This is a genomic window from Pantoea sp. Nvir (assembly GCF_009829915.1).
Lineage (GTDB): Bacteria > Pseudomonadota > Gammaproteobacteria > Enterobacterales > Enterobacteriaceae > Pantoea.
Window position 1 is genome coordinate 93,112 of sequence record NZ_SZZW01000002.1, and the last position, 20,809, is coordinate 113,920.

The 20,809-nt window shown below is 39.8% G+C and carries 12 protein-coding genes and 4 tRNA genes; 12 read left to right on the top strand and 4 right to left on the bottom strand.

The features are described 5' to 3' along the window. Positions 1 to 66 precede the first annotated feature (66 nt). The 3 genes from FD729_RS02255 to FD729_RS02265 form a co-directional block, all read right to left on the bottom strand. The gene (locus FD729_RS02255) at positions 67 to 1,062 is read right to left on the bottom strand and encodes a bile acid:sodium symporter family protein (protein ID WP_159931672.1); all 996 of its coding nucleotides are present in this window, start codon (positions 1,060 to 1,062) and stop codon (positions 67 to 69) included. Positions 1,063 to 1,390: 328 nt separating this feature from the next. Then, a tRNA-Lys gene (locus tag FD729_RS02260) sits at positions 1,391 to 1,463 on the bottom strand. 57 nt (positions 1,464 to 1,520) lie between these two features. Further along, a tRNA-Val gene (locus FD729_RS02265) sits at positions 1,521 to 1,593 on the bottom strand. Between the two features lie 274 nt (positions 1,594 to 1,867). Between FD729_RS02265 and gltX the strand changes: the two genes are divergently transcribed. The 4 genes from gltX to glk all read left to right on the top strand — a co-directional run bounded on the left by gltX (position 1,868) and on the right by glk (position 7,407). Then, entirely contained in the window at positions 1,868 to 3,286 is a 1,419-nt protein-coding gene (gene gltX, locus FD729_RS02270; protein WP_159931673.1) for a glutamate--tRNA ligase, read from the top strand. Between the two features lie 204 nt (positions 3,287 to 3,490). Continuing rightward, positions 3,491 to 3,563, top strand: a tRNA-Ala gene (locus tag FD729_RS02275). A gap of 530 nt (positions 3,564 to 4,093) precedes the next feature. Beyond that, entirely contained in the window at positions 4,094 to 5,329 is a 1,236-nt protein-coding gene (locus FD729_RS02280; RefSeq protein ID WP_159931674.1) for an Nramp family divalent metal transporter, read from the top strand. A gap of 1,112 nt (positions 5,330 to 6,441) precedes the next feature. Continuing rightward, positions 6,442 to 7,407: a glucokinase gene (gene glk / locus FD729_RS02285; protein WP_159931675.1), complete on the top strand. Its 966-nt coding sequence runs from the start codon at positions 6,442 to 6,444 to the stop codon at positions 7,405 to 7,407. A 1,450-nt stretch (positions 7,408 to 8,857) separates the two neighbouring features. On the opposite strand, the gene FD729_RS02290 is transcribed toward glk, so the two are convergent. Then, positions 8,858 to 8,929 (bottom strand) — tRNA-Arg (locus FD729_RS02290). Between the two features lie 1,271 nt (positions 8,930 to 10,200). Here FD729_RS02290 and mlaA point away from each other — a divergent pair. The 8 genes from mlaA (at position 10,201) to truA (ending at position 20,198) form a co-directional block, all read left to right on the top strand. Continuing rightward, positions 10,201 to 10,965 carry a phospholipid-binding lipoprotein MlaA gene (gene mlaA / locus FD729_RS02295; RefSeq protein WP_159931676.1) on the top strand — a complete coding sequence of 255 codons (765 nt, stop codon included), beginning with the start codon at positions 10,201 to 10,203 and terminating at the stop codon, positions 10,963 to 10,965. Positions 10,966 to 11,436: 471 nt separating this feature from the next. Further along, complete coding sequence (gene sixA, locus FD729_RS02300; protein ID WP_159931677.1) at positions 11,437 to 11,919, top strand: phosphohistidine phosphatase SixA; 483 nt, start codon at positions 11,437 to 11,439, stop codon at positions 11,917 to 11,919. 220 nt (positions 11,920 to 12,139) lie between these two features. Then, positions 12,140 to 13,072 (top strand): 50S ribosomal protein L3 N(5)-glutamine methyltransferase, encoded by a 933-nt coding sequence (prmB, locus tag FD729_RS02305; RefSeq protein WP_159931678.1) that lies wholly within the window; start codon positions 12,140 to 12,142, stop codon positions 13,070 to 13,072. A 27-nt stretch (positions 13,073 to 13,099) separates the two neighbouring features. After that, positions 13,100 to 14,185, top strand: a complete 1,086-nt coding sequence (aroC, locus tag FD729_RS02310; RefSeq protein ID WP_159931679.1) for a chorismate synthase — start codon at positions 13,100 to 13,102, stop codon at positions 14,183 to 14,185. A gap of 4 nt (positions 14,186 to 14,189) precedes the next feature. Continuing rightward, on the top strand, positions 14,190 to 14,432 hold the full coding sequence (locus FD729_RS02315; RefSeq protein ID WP_159931680.1) for a hypothetical protein: 243 nt from the start codon (positions 14,190 to 14,192) through the stop codon (positions 14,430 to 14,432). A 1,564-nt stretch (positions 14,433 to 15,996) separates the two neighbouring features. Next, positions 15,997 to 17,217, top strand: coding sequence for a beta-ketoacyl-ACP synthase I (gene fabB / locus FD729_RS02320; protein ID WP_159931681.1), 1,221 nt, complete (start codon positions 15,997 to 15,999; stop codon positions 17,215 to 17,217). A 591-nt stretch (positions 17,218 to 17,808) separates the two neighbouring features. Further along, a complete protein-coding gene (gene pdxB, locus FD729_RS02325; RefSeq protein WP_159931682.1) occupies positions 17,809 to 18,942 on the top strand; it encodes a 4-phosphoerythronate dehydrogenase PdxB in 1,134 nt (377 codons plus the stop codon). 452 nt (positions 18,943 to 19,394) lie between these two features. Next, positions 19,395 to 20,198 (top strand): tRNA pseudouridine(38-40) synthase TruA, encoded by an 804-nt coding sequence (gene truA, locus FD729_RS02330; RefSeq protein ID WP_159931788.1) that lies wholly within the window; start codon positions 19,395 to 19,397, stop codon positions 20,196 to 20,198. The last annotated feature ends 611 nt before the right edge of the window (positions 20,199 to 20,809 follow it).

A 20,809-nucleotide genomic window follows, 5' to 3' on the forward strand; every position in this document is an offset into this window, starting at 1 on the left:
GGGTTTAGTAAAATTCCTTAAATCAAGCTCGCTTCTGCCTACAGGATTGTGTTATGTTTTCGAGATTTAATCATTGCCTTTTTCACATCCTGTGTTTGTTTTTTCATATAGCTGATGATAGTACTGAGCGATAAAAGAACAGACCATTAACTGAATTTGATGGAAAATCATCAGCGGTAGTAAAACAATTCCGACTACGTTGGCCGGAAACAAAATGTTTGCTAGCGGCACACCGTTCGCTAAGCTTTTTTTTGATCCACAAAAAAGCACGACAATCTCGTCAGCACGGCCAAATCCTAAAAAGCGAGAAACGCAAATATTAATTGCTAATACCATAGCGAGTAATATAAAACAGCCTGCTACAATCCATAGCAGTGTGTTAGTGCTAACTTGATGCCAGATACCATTGGCCACTGCTTCGCTGAAGACAGAGTAAACCACTAGTAGAATTGACATCTGGTCAATTCTACTAATTAGACTGTGATTTTTCTCTACCCATATGGCAATCCAGCGACGAGCAAGGTGACCTATTAAAAAAGGCACTAGCAGTTGAAGCAAAATTTTACCGAATTGTTCAAATACATTGATAGACATACTATTGTGCATGTCCATTACAATATTCACTAAAAGTGGGGAAATAAAGATACTTAGCAAACTGGATGCAGAGGCGCTACAGACCGCTGCCGCTACGTTGCCACCTGCCAAAGAGGTAAAAGCAATGGCAGACTGTACGGTTGCAGGCAAAATACATAGGTAGATAAACCCAGCATAAATCTCAGCACTGATATTTACCGGATGCCACCAGACAAGTAACAGCCCCAAAATCGGGAAAAGTAAAAAGGTACTCAACATAATCCACAAATGGAGACGCCAATGACTACTGCCCGCGATGATTTTTTCGTATGATAATTTCGCGCCGTGCATGAAAAAAAGTAGAGCAATAGCAGCTATAGTGAGGTATTCAAAAATGTTAACAACAATACCTTTTGCAGGTAAAAATGTAGCCAGCACAATAACACTAACAAGCTTAACCACCATCGGATCGAATCTTATAAATCTCATTCTAATATCCGTTTAAAATAAAATTATGAGATTATTTGAACCTATTTTTTTAGTTAAGTCAAAGAGACTATACTGATATCTGCTTCACCTTAATTAAAGGTGAAGTATTCATGATTACAGCTATGCATTTACCTTCCTCAATCCGTTTTTTCCTATTCCTGTTATGTATAACTGGAACAGTTAGTTGGTTTCAAGCTACTGCATTTTTGATTCTGATAATGTATACATTGATATCTAAGCTTATTTCTTACAATTAGCTGATGAAATTCTGTCGTTTTGCATACTAAAAAAGTATTCAGTACGAACGTAATTAAGTATCTTAATCTAGTGGGTCGTGCAGGATTCGAACCTGCGACCAATTGATTAAAAGTCAACTGCTCTACCAACTGAGCTAACGACCCAAACTGGTGGGCTATTCTGTTACTAACCGCGGAACATTTTAATTATTAAGATGTTTGTGGGTGATGACGGTCTCGAACCGCCGACCCCCTCCTTGTAAGGGAGATGCTCTACCAACTGAGCTAATCACCCCCGCTGTCTAGCCTTGTTATTATAGAGATAATATAAAGGGAGTCAACGCTTTTTAGAACTAAAATATGTGTTCAATATAAAATTCAGTAACACTAGCATCTTGGATGAAAGATGCTAGTGTTACTGAATAAACGTGCGGCTTCAAGCCGCACGTTTATTCAAATGTGGATGCGTAATATTGAATATAATATGTACACTGTTTTTTCGTCCAGCCCGTTTTTCATTACTTAGATAGATAATACTTGCATAAAAAAATATATTAAGGCACTGCTGAATGAAAATTAAAACTCGCTTCGCACCCAGCCCTACGGGCTATTTGCATGTTGGCGGTGCACGTACCGCGTTGTATTCTTGGCTCTATGCGCGCCATAAACAAGGCACATTTGTTCTGCGTATCGAAGATACTGATCCGGAACGTTCTACGTCGGAGGCCATTGAAGCAATTATGGATGGCATGAATTGGCTCAATCTAGACTGGGACGAGGGTCCATACTATCAATCTAAACGTTTAGAACGCTACAATTCAGTCATTGAGACAATGCTAGATGTAGGTACTGCTTATAGGTGTTACTGTTCTAAACAGCGTTTGGAAAATTTGCGTGCAACTCAAATGGCCAAAGGTGAAAAACCGCGCTACGACGGGAATTGTCACGATAGCCATGCGCATCATACAACAGATGAGCCTCATGTAGTACGCTTTCGTAATCCGTGTAAAGGCTCAGTCATCTTTAATGATCAGATCCGTGGTTCGATTGAGTTCAGTAATCAAGAGTTAGATGATCTTATTATTCGTCGGACTGATGGTTCGCCGACTTATAACTTTTGCGTTATCGTTGACGACTGGGATATGGGTATCACCCATGTTATTCGTGGTGAAGATCATATTAACAACACGCCGCGCCAGATTAATCTCCTTAAGGCGATTGGTGCACAGGTGATACCGGTCTACGCGCACGTTCCGATGATTTTAGCAGACGATGGGAAAAAGCTATCCAAACGTCATGGAGCGGTGGGCATCATGCAATATCGCGACGAAGGCTACCTTCCGGAAGCATTACTTAATTATTTGGTACGTCTGGGGTGGTCCCATGGTAATCAGGAGATTTTCTCAATTCTAGATATGAAGAATTTGTTTACTTTAGACGCCGTTAACAAGTCTGCTAGTACCTTTAATACTGAAAAATTACTATGGTTGAATCATCACTATATTAACAACCTGCCGTCAAAATATGTAGCGACTCATCTGCAATGGCATATTAAACAGCAAAATATCGACACACATACTGGACCGGAATTGGCAAAATTAGTTAAGTTGTTAGGAAAACGCTGCAAGACTTTGAAAGAAATGGCTTATTCTTCTCGTTATTTTTATGAAGAGTTTAATGAATACGATGCAGATGCGTCGAAAAAACACTTGCGTCCGATTTCGCGTAAGTCACTGGAATTAGTGCGTGACAAGTTAGCCACCCTTATCAGCTGGACAGCGGAAAATATTCATTATGTGATTCAAAGCACGGCGGATGAGCTAAATGTTGGGATTGGCAAAGTCGGAATGCCTTTGCGCGTTGCTGTCACTGGCACGGGTAAGTCTCCTGGATTGGATGTTACCATCGAAGTAATCGGGCGTAGTCGAAGTGTGGCACGCATTGATAAAGCTCTGGCATTTATCGCTAAGGGTGAAACGCACGTCTAATAGAAAAAACAGAGGTATTAACTCTGGAATTTATAACAAAGATTTCATCAAGTACATCTTTTGGGTAAACGTTAAACAGACCTCTAAAATAACTAGCCAACGATTATATCCGATCAATAGCACTTTTTATCTTTGATATTGACACATACATAGTATGGTTTTATATTATACTGCTAATAGTGTCCTATTAGCAGCTTTCAGGCTGGGGTTATAGCTCAGTTGGGAGAGCGCTTGCATGGCATGCAAGAGGTCAGCGGTTCGATCCCGCTTAGCTCCATCATTTTACAAATTTAAATTTCCTGAGTGCATTACAAAATTAATGAATTATTTTTTTTATTTTGAGTGAAAATAGGAGGGTCTAAGAACACTTCTCTTCTTCATTTTGAATGGTTGATAAGTTTTGATGGTAAATTACTATGTAATTTTATAAATACAAGAACATATACAAAATTAAAAATTGTGCTTGTGCTCAACGTTTAGCAAGATATTCTATGTATATGTGTTATTAGATAATGTGTAGTGTCTGTAGGATAAAGCTGTGTATAACAGTTTACGCCTGAATTATTGAGATAATTTTATTTATCACGATCTATATATTCATAGATATATTACTTATAATCAGATAATCAGTTCGGGGAACTGAGGTTAGAATGGCCTTGCTTATTTTTTAGCGAGTTATTTTTACTAAAAAATTATAGCAATTGCTATAATTTATAGCAAAATATATTATTAGTGCATTTTTATTTATCGCGATCAGACTATAAGCTGGCATGGTTAACGCGAGTTCAGACAGACGGGTGAAGCATTATGTTTGAGGGTTATACCGCTGAGCGTGCTGCTCGTGGAACTAGAAAAATTAAGCTTGCGTTGTTAGGTCCGGCTTTTATCGCTGCTATCGGCTATATAGATCCGGGGAACTTCGCCACTAATATTCAGGCCGGTTCTGCTTACGGTTATAAATTGTTGTGGGTCGTAATCTGGGCTAATGTTATGGCTATGGTCATTCAGCTTATGTCAGCTAAACTTGGCATTGCGACCGGAAAAAACCTTGCTGAACATATTCGCGATCGCTTCCCACGTCCAGCAGTCTGGTTTTACTGGGTCCAGGCGGAAATCATCGCTATGGCTACTGATCTAGCGGAATTTATCGGCGCTGCACTTGGTTTTAAGCTATTATTCAATGTTTCTTTATTGCAGGGCGCTATCTTGACGGGTGTTGCAACCTTCCTTATTTTGATGCTGCAATGCCGTGGTCAAAAACCACTAGAGTTAGTGATAGGCAGTCTGTTGCTTTTCGTGGCAGCAGCTTACGTTGTAGAGTTATTCTTTTTGCGACCGAAGGTGGACGAGTTAGTGGTTGGTATGGCGATACCTACACTTCCGACATCAGATGCAGTGTTTCTTGCGGCCGGAGTGATGGGCGCAACTATTATGCCGCATGTCATCTATTTGCATTCAGCATTGACGCAGGTAGGTTCTGGCGCCAGCAAAAGTGAGCGCTATTCATCAACCAAACTTGATGTAGCGATTGCTATGACGATTGCAGGTCTTGTTAATTTGATAATGATGGCGACTGCCGCCGCAGCATTTCATTTTAGCGGACACAGCACTATTGTTGAGCTTGATCAGGCCTACTTGATGTTAGCCCCGTTACTTGGTCATGCAGTGGCGGTGTTCAGTTTGAGCCTAGTGGCTGCAGGACTCTCTTCTACAGTAGTAGGAACTCTAGCGGGTCAGGTAGTAATGCAGGGCTTCATTAGCTTCTATATTCCAATCTGGGTGCGCCGAGTTGTTACCATGTTGCCTTCGTTTATAGTTATCATAGCTGGCTGGGATCCGACACGCATTTTACTGATGAGCCAAGTAGTACTTAGCTTTGGCATTACGCTAGCTCTAGTACCGCTGCTGTCGTTTACATGCAACCCCGAGATTATGGGTAAGATGGTTAATTCGCGCTTTATGCAAAACATCGGTCGCGCCATTGTGGGACTAGTTATAGCACTCAATGCTTATCTGCTGGTTGGTGAAGCATTCATGCTATAAATAATGTTCTGTTCTACTCAAGTTGGTGGGGTTTTTATAGTGATGATAGTAGCAGCGCTACGTTTATATTTTGTTATCGGAAAGATACGTAAATTGCAAAATTATCATATCTTTACTTTTTATTCTAGTTTCTAGTGATTTAAAAATTCTTCAGGGCATTTTACAAACAGCTAATCGTTTATTGTCCTTCTACAAGCAGTCAAAATGTAACAGATACCCTAAATCGTAATGGATTAGGTAGTATATAGGAAACATTTTCCGTGTTGTCTTTAATATTGAGCGTCATAATGGTATTTGTAGACTGATTTTAGTTATGGTGTTTGTCCAGATGTAAAGAAAATATATACTTTTGCTCGGTGAGAGTCATATTTTTGTTATTCTATAATTACTTAGAGAGTTTGAAAAAAGGGAGATGGTGCAATTTTATGTAGAAGAAAGAAACGTTGTTGTTTAAATTGATCATGTTGTTGCTATCTTGATATAGGGATAGTCCTACCGGTTATCTAATACTTGTGTTGACCATGGTAAAAATAGCGGTAAGGCTTCTTGGCAAACCTCTTATTAATATGCTAAATTCGTTTTATGCAAGAACAGTGCATCGCTTTGCCTGATGGATGAATACTTGATAAGCAAAAAATAAGAGTATATCCGTAATTATGGCACAGCGTACAGTAAGGGAAAGAATCAGGATCTGACTCTAGGGGACTGTTGCACTGGTGAAGCAGATTATCCTCATTACCAGCGAACTACTACATAGTTGTTGATCATTTAATTTACACACACATGCACAAAAGAGCATTTCTCCCAGCATGTGTTCAACTGGAATGATGATGATTGCACTATGTTGCACTAAACATACAAGTCATACTAGTCGCATAGCGATGACGAAAGAAGAGCGCTTGCTATAGTTATTTCGAAAAGAAATGCTTGTTTTAGCATGATTTAACGAAAAAAGTCAGATGGTTACCGCTATTTAAGCAACTTTTACACAGGTTAGTTCTTTGCATACTGTCTTTGATGCTTACCTTTTATTGTTGCGAGCGTTGTTGTTTTACCATCAGACTTTTATATTGTCCTGCATCTTAGATGACCCTAAGCGGAGCAACAAAAGAATGACAAACTACGCCCTGGTCGGAGATGTCGGTGGCACCAATGCGCGACTCGCCCTATGTGAGGTAGAAACCGGCAGTATCTCCCACACTAAAACATTTTTAACTTCAGATTATGATAGCCTTGAAGCTGTCATCCGTTACTATCTTGGTGAGCAAAAGTCAGAAGTCAAAGACGGCTGCATCGCTATTGCTTCTCCTATAACAGAAGATTGGGTCGACATGACTAACCATGAATGGGCATTTTCTACTAGAAAAATGAAAACTACCATGGGATTCAATCATCTTGAAATAATTAACGATTTTACTGCAGTTTCCATGGCGATTCCAATGCTGAAAACCGAGAATGTTATTCAATTTGGCGGTAGTGAGCCTATGAAAGATAAACCCATCGCTATTTATGGAGCAGGCACAGGACTAGGTGTTAGCCATCTAATTCATGTGGACAAGCGTTGGATTAGTTTACCTGGTGAGGGAGGGCACATAGATTTCGCTGCTACTAGCAACGAAGAGAATTCGATACTAGAAGTACTACGCGCTGAAATGGGTCACGTCTCAGCAGAACGCGTACTCTCGGGCGCTGGATTAGTGAACATCTATCGAGCTATTGTAAAAACAGACAAACGCGTACCAGAAAACCTTAAGCCTAAAGATGTCTCTGAGAGAGCGCTAGCCGAGAGCTGCATTGACTGCCGTCGTGCACTATCGCTCTTTTGCGTGATGATGGGACGTTTCGGCGGCAACCTGGCACTGAATCTTGGCACTTTCGGAGGTGTCTATATTGCTGGTGGGATTGTACCTCGCTTTCTTGAGTTCTTTAAATCTTCTGGCTTCCGCGCCGCCTTTGAAGATAAAGGGCGCTTCCGTGACTACGTTTCCCGAATTCCAGTCTATATGGTTATTCACGACCAGTTAGGCCTACTTGGAGCTGGTGCACATTTACGACAGCAGTTGGGAAGTATTCTATGATGTTTAGGACCTTTAATCCATCTAATAAATGGTTACTTATGGATAGACCGAAGAACGAAGTCTCCGATGTTGTGGATGACATAGGCGAATCGAGCAGGGATGCTTTTTGACGATTCTTTAATCGATGTATCTTACCTACACTTATACCTTACTTTTTGCGTAAATGCACCCACTGTTTTCTTTTAAAGACATTAAGTATTTTACTAAACTTTAGTAAAAATATAAATAGATAAAAGTACAATATTTTCTAATATTAACTGACTGCAGCTAAGTAGCCATAAGCTTTTTCATGCTTTTTTCTATAATCTTACTCAATATCCATTGATCTCCTATTTGCTTAACTCAAAGGGATATGATGCTTGGCGATATTAATAGTATAATGTTTTGTTTAACATAAATAATGCTGATGCAATCATTCTAAACTTATGATATACAGCGATTAATTTTGCTAAATACAGTTGTATATATCTTGTGTATATATAAGTAAGGAAGTAGTACTGATTTTTTTTATTTCATAGTATGTTCCTCTATTTATGTTGGGAAATTAGAAATACCGTATCCATATATCATGGTGTTACGTGCTGAATAAGGAGAAAATATCTGAGAATATTTTATATTCTTTAATAGAAATTTCTGTGGATAAATTTTTATTTATCCAGATACTTCATCATCTATTTTTTAAAAAATAATTAATGGTTTGTTATCTCCGGAACAGCCTCGCTGCTAGTTAAGAACCTTTTAGTAGGCACTTCTTGTTTAACAAAAAAGGATAAAATTTGTTATCTTTTAGTGATCCTTAAGGGGAGGTGTTTATTCTTGATAAGAGTAAAAATTTAAAATTTACTAAAAATTAAAAACACATTTTAGGCAAAACATTAACATTTTTTTCATGGTAGCCCGTAGTATGCATAATTATATCAGTATGTTAGAGAGATTCTTTCCCTCTTTTTTGTGATTTTTTGTGATAAAGAAACTTAAATCTCATACATCTAATATTATTTTTAATGCTTGCTTTAAATACTGTAGTAATATATCTCCTCTTCTGGAAGAAATTATGCAGTTGAAAAGAGTCTTGATTACTGCTGGGACTACAAACAATGATTCTCCTCATACTGCTTATTTACATAGTAGGGATAGTAGGGATTTATAAGATATATTGCTGATCATAAAGCTATGATTCAAAAGTAGAAAATACGCTTTGAATAAAAAATCACACTGTACTGACGTTATACTAAAATAAAAAACAAGTGTATCAAAAGTTGTCCTGATTCTTATTTTTATACACAGATCTTACTGTTAATACAATAGGTACTCTTAAAATGAGTACCTATGTGTTAAACTAACATAAAGTTCGCTTAAGAGTATTTTTAGGAGAAAAGGAGTCTTTTTAGAAACCAAAGTACATCTGAATAAGGCGCATTTCTTAACAATGAGATGTTAATAAAGATGACGTCCCCTACAGGAATCGAACCTGTAACTAGCCATTAGGAAGGGCTTATTATATCCATTTAACTAAGGGGACTGAAAATATATTCATACTAACAGTCGTTCTATTATATGGTATCGCTATTACTTGCAAAAAATCAATCTTGTTAATTTCTATTTTTCTTTTTATTTCTTTATGTTTCGTAGGCATTCTTCTTCGTTTATTTGTAATATGCGTACTTATATTAAGTACAGATTTGTTTACAAAATTGAGTACATAAAATATATAAGAATATTGAGACTGAGCGACACTAAAGACAGACTAAGCATACAAATTATCTCAACACGCTCTGCCTCTTTCTATTATGATTTCAATAATATAAAACGATAAATCTGTGTGCATCTGTACTACTGTGACAAGCTACCCGACTAGCGTTTCTTTTAGAGAAAATAATTTTAATTTTTGAAGAAATACCACCTTGTATACAAAATGATTAGATAAAAAATTATCTTTCGTACAAGAATAGTAATTTACGTCACACAAGATTTTTTACATTTGTAGTAAAATAGATATACAGATTTAACCTCCAACTTAAAACAACAGATTTTTCTATAGCCTTCTGGCTTCTCCAGTTACGTCATGTTCTTCACCCCCCCCTCAGACTAAGCTTTCCCTGCCACAGTTTAATTCAATATTTTATATGCGTAACTCAATTACTCTAAACAATTCCTCTAGTTTCTGTGACGTATCTATTACGTATGTAGGCGGAAGTGAAATTTTTTTTAAATAATCTTGCTCTGTAATATACGATTATTTAGATTAAAATTTTAACAAAATACTAGCGCGTTCTAGCGATGAGCAAGGCTATAATGCATACTTGAGGTTGCGATTTTGTACGTATGTCTGTTACCTCATGCTTAATACCTACCCACCAGTAGCAATTATTTTATACTATTACACGTATGACTATACTAGAAATCATTCCGACGGAAAGGTAAGTACTACTGTATAATTTAAACAAACAAAAATGTCACCGTTGAGCAGAGTGATGTATATTTTTACTTCTGATGTGTTTATCAGGGCTCATTGGGCATTAATGACTTATTGAGCTAATTTCTATGTATGTATGCATATATAATAAGTGATAGCAACTCTATGATGCCGAAGTATATGATACTGACATAGAATTAACTTCATTAAGTACTTATTTCTCATACCGACCACGCAAGACCATAAGGAGGCAACTGTTTTGAATGTAGAAGAATAGTAACACCCTCATGATAGCCATTAGCACATGGCTGGGAAGAGTAATCAACAACAGCTCTGAAGTGGTATTTTAATTTCTTAAAACTCACAGGAAGATAACGATGGCTTACCGCCTGACCAGCTTTATCTTGGCAAGTGGCATCATAGTTGGATGCGCCAGCAACAAACCCAATAGTGAGGCACTTGCACAGCGCAGTGATCTGCTCGAAACTTTTAATCGTGTAATGTTCATTTTCAACTATAATGTGCTGGATCCATATGTAATGCGTCCTATCGCTGTAGCTTGGCGCGACTATATGCCAATGCCGGTGCGTACCGGGCTAAGTAATTTTCTTGGCAACTTAGAAGAACCGGCTAGTGCTGTAAACTCAGTTTTAGTAGGGGATCCACGCCAGGCAGTTATTCATTTTACCCGTTTCTTTTTAAATTCACTCTTAGGTCTAGGCGGTTTTATAGACGTTGCGAGAAAAGTGCACTTAGATCTAGCACGTGAAATACCGCACCGCTTCGGTAGTACTCTCGGTTATTATGGTATAGGCTATGGACCGTATATTGAGCTGCCACTTTACGGTGGTTTCACTATTCGTCAAGATGGAGGTTACTATGTAGATACATTCTATCCAGTGCTGATTTGGTTGACGTGGCCTCTGTCTATCATTAAATGGACTATTGAAGGAGTGGAAATGCGAGCTCGTTTACTCGAGTCAGATGAATTTCTGAAACAGCATTCTGATCCATACATTTTTATCCGCAATGCCTATTTTCAGCATTATAATTTTTTAGCGAAGAGAGGCCACCTTAGCTCTGAAGAAAACCCAAATGCCAGTGCTATTCAAGACTATCTAAAAAATATCGATTCGCAATAATAATGAATGGGAATAGCCATTGGATACTAGCTAATTTTTGTTAAATGGGGTGCTGAGTACAATACATTAATCATTTTTAAAGAAAAAAACTATTTATGACTGTTTACTTCACTTTAAATTAACCAAATCTCTGGCTCAATCGAGGTGAGCAAGACGAGGTTCTTCGAGTGATCAGGCCCATAGGAAGTCCTAATATAGATATTTGGTTAATGCGATTAATAGCGAGAACGCATCAGTATCTCTACCATAACTTTATCATCTCAGGTCTTATATAATCTGTCTGATTTATAATGGATAGAAGAGAGTATCGACAGATCAAATGGCACGGAACCTTTCTACAAATAGCTTATTTTCTTAAACAAGAAGTTACTGATCCTCAATATATTGAGATGCACTAAAAAATTTAATATCAGAAAAAACTTGGGGGTTCGCATTGGGCGATATTGACAAAAAAATAATAGCGGTACTTTTATGCAAGTTTTTATCATGCGTCATGGTGATGCTTCTGTTGAAGCAGCTAGCGATTCACGTCGACCTCTGACTCCTTGCGGTTATAAGCAGTCACGCCAGATGGCATATTGGCTCCGCGGTCAGACAGTGGAAATTGAACGTGTACTGGTCAGTCCCTATCTTCGCGCACAGCAGACATTGACTGCAGTACGCGAAGCGCTCAGTCTACCTGAAGGGCAAGATATTTTGCCTGAGTTATCACCTGGCGGTGATCCTTGCTTGGTTGCTTACTACTTGCAAATACTAGGAAATCAGGGAGTAAAATCAGCGATTGTAATTTCACATTTACCGCTGGTTAGTTATTTGGTTTCTAAACTGTGCTTGCAGGAATTACCTCCGATGTTCGCTACCTCGGATGTTGCTTGCGTGGATTTCGATCCCGTTTACTCTGAAGGCAAGCTTTTGTGGCGGACTGGTCCTTCCAAATTAATGCAAGCTATATAATCTATAGATCTTTGAGTCGTTCCCTGTTCATCGTCCTGATTTTTATCAGGAGTATTTTATCCATTAAACGCGAATAATTGTCTAAAAGATGCAATAGTAGATGACATCACCTTACTGCTTGATTCGATAATTATCAGATTTTTAATCTAACAGCACTGAATTTTCTTTGGCTTTATGACACACTGTTAGCCAATTGATTAATTGGCCTGCGGAGGGCTGCGTGGACAAAATTTTCATCGAGGAGGCAATAAATGAATTGCAAACTATTAAGGATATGGTGCGTTGGGCGGTTAGCCGCTTTTCCGCAGCCGAGATCTGCTATGGTCATGGCACTGATAATCCATGGGATGAAGCCGTGCAGCTAATTATGCCTACTCTTTGGCTACCCCTAGATATTCCAGAAAAAATGCACAATGCCCGTCTGCTTGCCAGTGAGCGTCATCGAATTGTTGAATACGTAATACGCCGTGTTAACGAACGGATTCCAGTAGCATATTTAACTAATAAAGCCTGGTTCTGTGATTATGAATTCTACGTTGATAAACGAGTTCTAGTACCGCGTTCTCCGATCGGTGAGCTAATTAAGAACCGTTTTGCAGGTCTGATAGACGAAGAACCACGTTATATCCTCGATATGTGCACTGGTAGTGGCTGCATTGCTATCGCTTGCGCTTATGCGTTCCCTGAAGCGGAAGTCGATGCGGTAGATATTTCCATTGAAGCATTAGCCGTTGCTGAGAAGAACATCGAAGAGCACAGCTTAATCCATCATGTTACTCCAATTTGCTCTGATTTATTCCACGAGTTGCAGCCAGTAAAGTATGATCTGATGATTGCTAACCCACCCTATGTGGATTTAGAGGATATGGCAGTTCTGCCGAATGAGTATCGTCATGAGCCAGAACTAGGTCTAGTGGCAGGCATCGACGGTTTGAAACTAGTGCGTCGAATTCTTGCTTGCGCACCGAACTATCTAAGCAAAAATGGAGTACTAATCTGCGAAGTGGGCAATAATATGGTACATATGATTAAACAGTATTCTGACGTGCCTTTTACTTGGTTGGAGTTTAAGAACGGAGGTGACGGTGTCTTTATGCTAATGCGTCAGCAAATTGTCGACGCACAACATCACTTCTCTATTTATAGAGATTGAAAAAATGCTTCATCACGAGGAATCACCATGGCTGGAAATAGCATAGGACAATTTTTTCGCGTAACCACATTTGGTGAGTCGCATGGTGTTGCTCTGGGCTGCATCGTAGATGGTGTCCCCCCCAACATTCCACTGACAGAAGCCGATATCCAACATGATCTCAACCGTCGTCGCCCTGGTAAATCGCGTTATACCACACAGCGCCGTGAACTAGATCAAGTAAAAATATTGTCTGGTGTATTTGAGGGCATTACTACCGGTACATCTATTGGCCTATTAATTGAAAATACTGACCAACGCTCACAAGATTACAGTGCCATCAAAGATCTTTTTCGACCCGGTCACGCAGATTATACCTACGAAAAGAAATACGGCTTGCGCGACTATCGCGGCGGAGGCCGCTCGTCTGCGCGTGAGACCGCAATGCGCGTCGCCGCTGGTGCTGTTGCTAAAAAATATCTGAAAATGAAGCACGGTATCGTTATTTGCGGCTATTTAGCCCAGATCGGCAACGTAGTATGTGAGCTAAAGGACTGGAATATAGTCGAAGAAAATCCATTTTTTTGTCCAGATGCAAACAAGCTGGAAGCACTGGAAGAACTGATACGTGCCCTAAAGAAAGAGGGTGACTCTATTGGTGCAAAGGTCACTGTGATGGCGAAAAACGTGCCTCCTGGCCTAGGAGAACCGGTTTTTGATCGTCTCGATTCTGATCTGGCGCATGCGCTGATGAGCATCAACGCGGTGAAAGGGGTGGAGATCGGTGACGGTTTTTCAGTGGTAACCCAACGCGGCAGCGAACATCGTGATGAAATCTGCGCGAGCGGTTTTCAAAGCAACCATGCAGGTGGTATTATCGGTGGCATCAGCAGTGGCCAGACCATTAGTGCTAATCTAGCAATGAAGCCGACTTCTAGCATCCTCGTACCAGGTAAAACGATGACTCGAGATGGCGAGGAAGTCAAGGTGATAACAAAAGGACGCCATGATCCCTGTGTAGGCATCCGTGCAGTACCGATTGCAGAAGCGATGATGGCTATCGTGCTGATGGACCATCTGCTACGCCAGCGTGCGCAGAACGCGGACGTTAATAGTACATTATCTTGTTGGTAATTCCATGGGGCGTCTATTTATTACCATAATAGTGCTGTTGAACAGCATTTCAAGCTTTGCCAAACCGCCGTGGCAGTGTATTCAGCATCCTATATCGGGTGTTCCACAATCTATTATTGGTTCTTTCTCTAACGGCTGTATTATTGACTCACAGGTGCCGCTGCTCCGTAACCCTAATTTTCGGGCATCCCCACCTAAAAATTTTTATTCAACGGTTAAGCACATAGGTGTACAATTTACAGATTAGAAATGTACTAATTAGAGATTTAGGCATAGCGATAGGTGGTTCGTCTCTTAAGTAGTGATGAAACTAGCCATCAGATCGGAATTACCTAAGATGCGCTGGAGAGTGCGCCAGATGTCTAAAACTCAACCACTTGATTTAAGATTTGAGATGCTAAAATTATTGTAGCCTGCTACTGACTACTAGAGATTGGTACTGTGCTCAAACGAGCAGCGAAAGATAATATAGCTGGTTACGCAAAACATCCTATTGTTCCGTTACTTGCATATGTATGTACAGCTTACGCTGTACAGTCGGTAGTGGTGTTAGCTGCAAAAAAAGATCAGGAGTTTGTAACCTAGATGGTTAGTAGTACTATTATCCTTAGTCGCGATGAGAGTTCTAGTTATTTTTATTTTCCATGTATGGTTATTACACAGCATAATACTACTGTACTAAACTATTTACTGCCTTTTCCGAGTTCCTTCCCGTTCGTATCCTATCCCTGTGAGGATCACTAATGCCTTTCTTTGGCGATAAGGATTGCGCACCGCGTTGTATTTATAATACAACTCTTAGTGTGTAATGGTTTCTACAAAGTTTTTTAAGTCAAGTACAGGTTTCTTCATGCTCAGTTTTATTATCTATTCCCACGGGAATAGATTTTTTAAATTTTTATATGGCATATCGAGTAATTATTCGTGAGGGAAGTGCATATCTCTAAGCGCCGTAGATATAAATTAACCCACCTAATAGTTGGATTAACTTCTATGATTCAAATTATTTTTTTCCTTTCGGTAGATTTCTTATGCAATAGCGAGCAGGTCTGCGTATAACCAATTTTTATGCAACCTTCTTAGCGCGTTTCTCATCTTGCAGAGTGGAGTCCGTCATCGTTTAAAGTAATGCTTGAAAGATAGGTACAGCATCATAAAGGTGAGAGGAGAAACGTGCTAGCACTATCTTGCTAGTTGATTAAACGATAAAATCTCTAGCTATATTGCTTATTTTATTTCAGTAATATCGCCTATAGTGGCAATTAGACTTAGCACATGTACAGGTGTATCACAAAGTATCCTTACGTTAGTCCCAAAAATTTTTGTAGTGTATCATTTTGAAATCCATTTTTTGCAACCTATGCAATGCAAAGAACTGGCCGTAATGGGTAATGTAAGTAGTGATGAAAATCATAAGTGGAGAATAAGCTACGCTGCCATTGCATTTATTGATTCTAAGAATCAATTTGTTTATCCTTAATAATAAAGAGATTAAGTGTGTACCATTGAGTTCAACTTCATTGTAAATAGGTGCCATCTAACAACGGCGTAACATATCTTTTTTATATTCAATTATTATTGAAAATGAGACCTTATGAAAGGAGAAGGTACAGAAGTGCTCCAATGTTCACTTCGGGTAAAGCAAATACTTTCATAGCAAAAGTTCATTCTGCAGATAATCACGTAATTTTAGCGACTAGATTCACATGATTCAAATTTACAAAAGGAAATAGCTAATCAGACTTGTTCGGCGTACAAGTGTAAGCTAAAGTGCACGCCAATCCAAAAGTAAGCGTAACGAGGAAACCTGAATGAAACGTGCAGTGATTACTGGCTTGGGGATAATTTCTAGCATTGGAAATAACCAGCAGGAAGTGTTAGCCTCTTTGCATAAAGGATGTTCTGGAGTCACTTTCTCTCAGGAATTAAAAGATTCCGGTATGCGTAGTCACGTATGGGGTAATATTAAGCTTGATACTACTGGCCTTATCGATCGTAAAATCGTGCGTTTCATGAGTGACGCTTCTATCTATGCTTATCTCTCCATGAAAGAAGCAGTTAAAGATGCCGGCTTAATTGAACGTCATTATCAAAGCAACCCACGTGTAGGTTTGATCGCCGGTTCAGGTGGCGGTTCTCCTCGCTTTCAGGTTTTCGGAGCCGATGCTATGCGCAGCGCTCGCGGCTTAAAAGCGGTCGGTCCTTATGTTGTGACTAAAGCGATGGCGTCCGGAGTTTCCGCATGCCTCGCAACACCGTTCAAAATCCATGGCGTTAATTACTCTATCAGCTCTGCCTGTGCAAGTTCCGCGCACTGCATCGGAAACGCTGTTGAGCAAATACAGTTAGATAAACAAGACATTGTTTTTGCTGGTGGTGGTGAGGAGCTCTGTTGGGAGATGGCGTGCGAATTTGATGCCATGGGTGCGCTCTCCACTAAATACAATGCGTTGCCGGAAAAAGCGTCGCGTACTTATGACAAAGGGCGTGATGGCTTCGTAATCGCTGGAGGTGGCGGTATAGTCGTGGTTGAAGAGCTAGAGCATGCGTTGAAGCGCGGTGCACGTATCTATGCAGAAATTATTGGCTATGGCGCTACATCGGATGGTGCAGATATGGCTTCTCCATCTGGTGAAGGAGCGGTACGCTGCATGAAAATAGCAATGAAGAATGTCAATACACCAATTAACTATCTTAACAGCCATGGTACTTCAACACTAGTAGGTGACGTAAAAGAGCTATGTGCTATTCGTGAGGTATTTGGCGATAACACCCCCGCTATCTCTTCGACTAAAGCGATGACCGGCCATTCACTCGGCGCAGCTGGTGTTCAAGAAGCGATCTATACGCTGCTAATGTTAAAGCACAGCTTTATCGCACCAAGTATTAATATAAAATCGCTGGATCCAGCTGCGGAAGGGATGAATATTATCACCCAAACTACTAAAAAAGTTCTAACTACTGTGATGTCTAATAGCTTTGGTTTCGGTGGTACTAACGCCACGTTAATAATGCGTAAATATTGCGCATGAGCCTAATTACCTTTTAATAATGCTCTTTTCTTTAACATCATACGATCTTCTTGCCAGTTTTATCCACTTAAGTCGTACTTTAACGACTTTTTATCCCATAAGCCTTTATGTAAAAGCCTTCATATTCCCACCAACGTGGTATGTCGCTTGTTATACACAGTAGAGCATGCATGCCTAAGTACATAATTTTCCTAAAACGTGGGTTGTTATGCTTAATTGTAATCCCATGCATAATAGCAGCACTGCGAATTGCTCTTTACAAACGGTTACGTCTTATACTTGTGCTATCTACTTTCTATAGAAGCGGCCTGGGGATAATAAACAACTTTCATCTCATGTGTATGTAGGGCTTGTGTTTTTACCACAGAGATTACCTTAGCACGGTTCTAACATTAGGAACTTGAATATATTTCAGAGTGCAGAAAATGGCAGCAACTATTACGTTTTGTGCACGCTATTACTCGATGAGTACAGTACAAAAACGTGTAGGTGATTACGATTGTTAAATCACTGCGTGTGCTCTTTGGTTGAAGAAATGTTCTATGCCATGATAGTTCAACTCAATGATATAATGAACATAGGTAAGGTACTATGAAAATTCTCATCGATAAAAATATTCCCTATGCAAGCGAACTCTTCAGTAAAACAGGAAAAGTGATGTCTGTGCCAGGACGTCATCTCCCTCAAAAGGAATTGAACGATGCAGATAGTCTGATGGTGAGGTCAGTCACGCAAGTTAATGAATCTCTTCTGACCAAGACACCAGTGAAGTTCGTCGGGACTGCCACAGCAGGTACTGATCACATCGATGAGGCTTGGTTGCAACAAGCTGGTATCGCTTTCTCCGCCGCTCCGGGATGTAACTCTATCGCTGTAGTAGAGTATGTCTTTTCCGCGCTGCTTTTTTTGGCAGAACGCGATGGCTTTGAACTACGTGAGCGCACTGTCGGTATCGTTGGTGTGGGTAACGTTGGTAGACTACTGCACACACGGTTGGACGCTTGGGGATTAAAAACCCTGTTATGCGATCCGCCACGTGTCGTTCTTGGCGAAAAAGGAGATTTCCGGTCACTCGCCGATTTGGTAGCTGAAGCAGATATCCTTACTTTTCATACACCATTGTTTAAAGAAGGGCCTTATAAAAGTTGGCATCTTGCTAATGCAGGGTTGCTAAATACACTAAAGCCTAATACTATTCTGATCAATACCTGTCGCGGCCCAGTAGTAGATAATATCGCTCTATTAGAAGTGCTGAAAATGCGAACAGATCTAAGCGTAGTGCTAGATGTCTGGGAGTTGGAACCAGAACTATCGCTTGAATTGTTAAATAATGTTGACCTCGCTACTGCACACATTGCTGGCTATACTCTAGAAGGTAAAGCACGCGGCACAACACAGATATTTGAAGCTTGGTGCGATTTTCTTGGTCAACCGCAGTCGGTACAACTTAGTGAGCTACTGCCCACACCGACTTTCAGTAAAGTGATACTCAATGGTACGCTCGATCAAGAAATACTAAAACGTCTAACACATTTGGTATACGATGTACGCCGCGATGACGCATCATTACGTAGAGTTGCAGCAATACCTGGCGAGTTCGATCGACTGCGTCAGGAATATCCGGAGCGGCGTGAATGGTCTTCACTGGAAGTAATCTGTAATAACATAGAAACGGCGAGTATGCTCGATGCACTCGGGTTTCGCATATGTTTAAATAATACTTAACTCTACTTTTTATACTTTTTAGCCTTATGAAGGATAGCAGATAATTTTTTTGGCAAATGAACAGTGTATACACCTGTATTTTGTTTTTATCTTTCTTTAGAAAGAGAATATCTCACAGATAATAAAAGTAACATTATATTACTGGATACAGCCAATTCTACAGTTGCTCCGTGATCCAGCTCAACAATTTTCCCTTTGTTATAAACATCACAATCACTACTATTCTAAGCATTATCGCACCCGTACTCTAGTTATCTAATAGTCTCTATAAATAGACTATTAGATAACCACCCAAACATAGATTGGTAATACATTTGACTAACGAAAAGGTAAGATTTTGTTGCATTTGGAACGACTACGGTATGCCAGGATACTACTATATTCTAGTCGGCGGTAGTATGCTGATAGATATAAAAATCTTTAAGAAAATATTAAAAGGATTATTGCCACTAATGTTAGAAGATCAGACGCGCAAATTTGCACTAGGAATCGAGTATGATGGTAGCCGTTACTCCGGATGGCAACGTCAGAAGGAATCCTGTAGTATACAGGAGAAGGTGGAAAAGGCACTCTCGACAGTAGCAAACCATGAAGTACATGTATTTTGTGCTGGTCGTACAGACGCAGGCGTCCATTGCACTGGCCAGGTGGTTCATTTTGAAACTACATCGCAGCGCGCTGAATGTGCTTGGACTTTGGGTGTAAATGCTAACTTACCGGAATATATCTCAGTACGCTGGGTGAAAGAAGTACCAAACGAGTTTCACGCACGCTTCAGCGCGATAGCGCGTCGCTATCGCTACCTGATTTATAACCAGCAGCTGCGCCCTGCGATCTTTAGCCACGGTGTAACGCACTTTTGTTATCCTCTCGATGAAGAGAAAATGCACAGTGCTGGACAGTGTCTTCTAGGCGAAAACGATTTCACTTCTTTTCGCGCATTAAATTGCCAGTCACGCACTCCGTGGCGTAATGTAATGCATCTTAATGTTATACGACAGGGCGCTTTTGTTATTTTAGATATTAAGGCTAATGCTTTTGTCCATCGTATGGTGCGTAATATCGTCGGTAGCTTGATGGAGGTTGGTTGCGGTAAGCAACCGGAAAACTGGATTAGGACTTTGTTAGAGGCAAAAAATCGTATGCTGGCGGCAGCGACTGCCAGAGCGGCAGGCCTCTATTTAGTAGGGGTGTATTACCCATCATATTTTGCTTTACCTAAACCTTCAGTGGGTCCTTTGTTCCTAGAGGATTAGTTAGATGTTAGATAGCGATATTTGGAAAAAATTATTTAATTTTTGTTTCATTTATTTTGTGTATCAAAACGTATTTAGATGATCTATTGACTTAATGCGGCCTTTAGATCTGCGTAATTTTATTTTTTACGTAGATCTTATAAGATTCATCTGTCGTATTGCTTTATTTCATGTTTTACAGAGGAAAAGTGCTTCCTGTTTATAGTGTTAATTACTATATTACTAGGTAATATATAGATTGTTACATCGTCTACTTTGTTTGGTGCGGAGCTTGTCAGCAATATGAATGACTACACTTCCCATTGAAATTAATTTCAATATGTTATACGGATTGATGGACATTGCCATCTTCCATCTTCCATTCGTCGCCGGGATAAATGGCATATATCCTATCACCACTTTGCATCGTCGCTTTGCTCTGGTTAACTTTGCTGGCTTACCAAGATAGGTATTGTCATTCTTCTACACCTATTATATTTTCATTGATCTACCGTTAATGTAAGAAAGTCTTGAGCTTCTACTCTTTAGGCGTACTGTAGTTTCAGTGCTACTTAGCATAATTGCAGCAATCTTGCAAACATAACTGCGATTAGGCCAAAATAGCACAAAAA

Excerpts from the sequence above, each read along its gene's own strand:
- FD729_RS02280 (WP_159931674.1), top strand. The coding sequence starts at position 4,094 with ATGTTTGAGGGTTATACCGCTGAGCGTGCTGCTCGTGGAACTAGAAAA.
- gltX (WP_159931673.1), top strand. The coding sequence starts at position 1,868 with ATGAAAATTAAAACTCGCTTCGCACCCAGCCCTACGGGCTATTTGCAT.
- aroC (WP_159931679.1), top strand. The coding sequence starts at position 13,100 with ATGGCTGGAAATAGCATAGGACAATTTTTTCGCGTAACCACATTTGGT.
- fabB (WP_159931681.1), top strand. The coding sequence starts at position 15,997 with ATGAAACGTGCAGTGATTACTGGCTTGGGGATAATTTCTAGCATTGGA.
- pdxB (WP_159931682.1), top strand. The coding sequence starts at position 17,809 with ATGAAAATTCTCATCGATAAAAATATTCCCTATGCAAGCGAACTCTTC.
- truA (WP_159931788.1), top strand. The coding sequence starts at position 19,395 with ATGTTAGAAGATCAGACGCGCAAATTTGCACTAGGAATCGAGTATGAT.
- sixA (WP_159931677.1), top strand. The coding sequence starts at position 11,437 with ATGCAAGTTTTTATCATGCGTCATGGTGATGCTTCTGTTGAAGCAGCT.
- glk (WP_159931675.1), top strand. The coding sequence starts at position 6,442 with ATGACAAACTACGCCCTGGTCGGAGATGTCGGTGGCACCAATGCGCGA.
- FD729_RS02255 (WP_159931672.1), bottom strand. The coding sequence starts at position 1,062 with ATGAGATTTATAAGATTCGATCCGATGGTGGTTAAGCTTGTTAGTGTT.
- FD729_RS02315 (WP_159931680.1), top strand. The coding sequence starts at position 14,190 with ATGGGGCGTCTATTTATTACCATAATAGTGCTGTTGAACAGCATTTCA.
- mlaA (WP_159931676.1), top strand. The coding sequence starts at position 10,201 with ATGGCTTACCGCCTGACCAGCTTTATCTTGGCAAGTGGCATCATAGTT.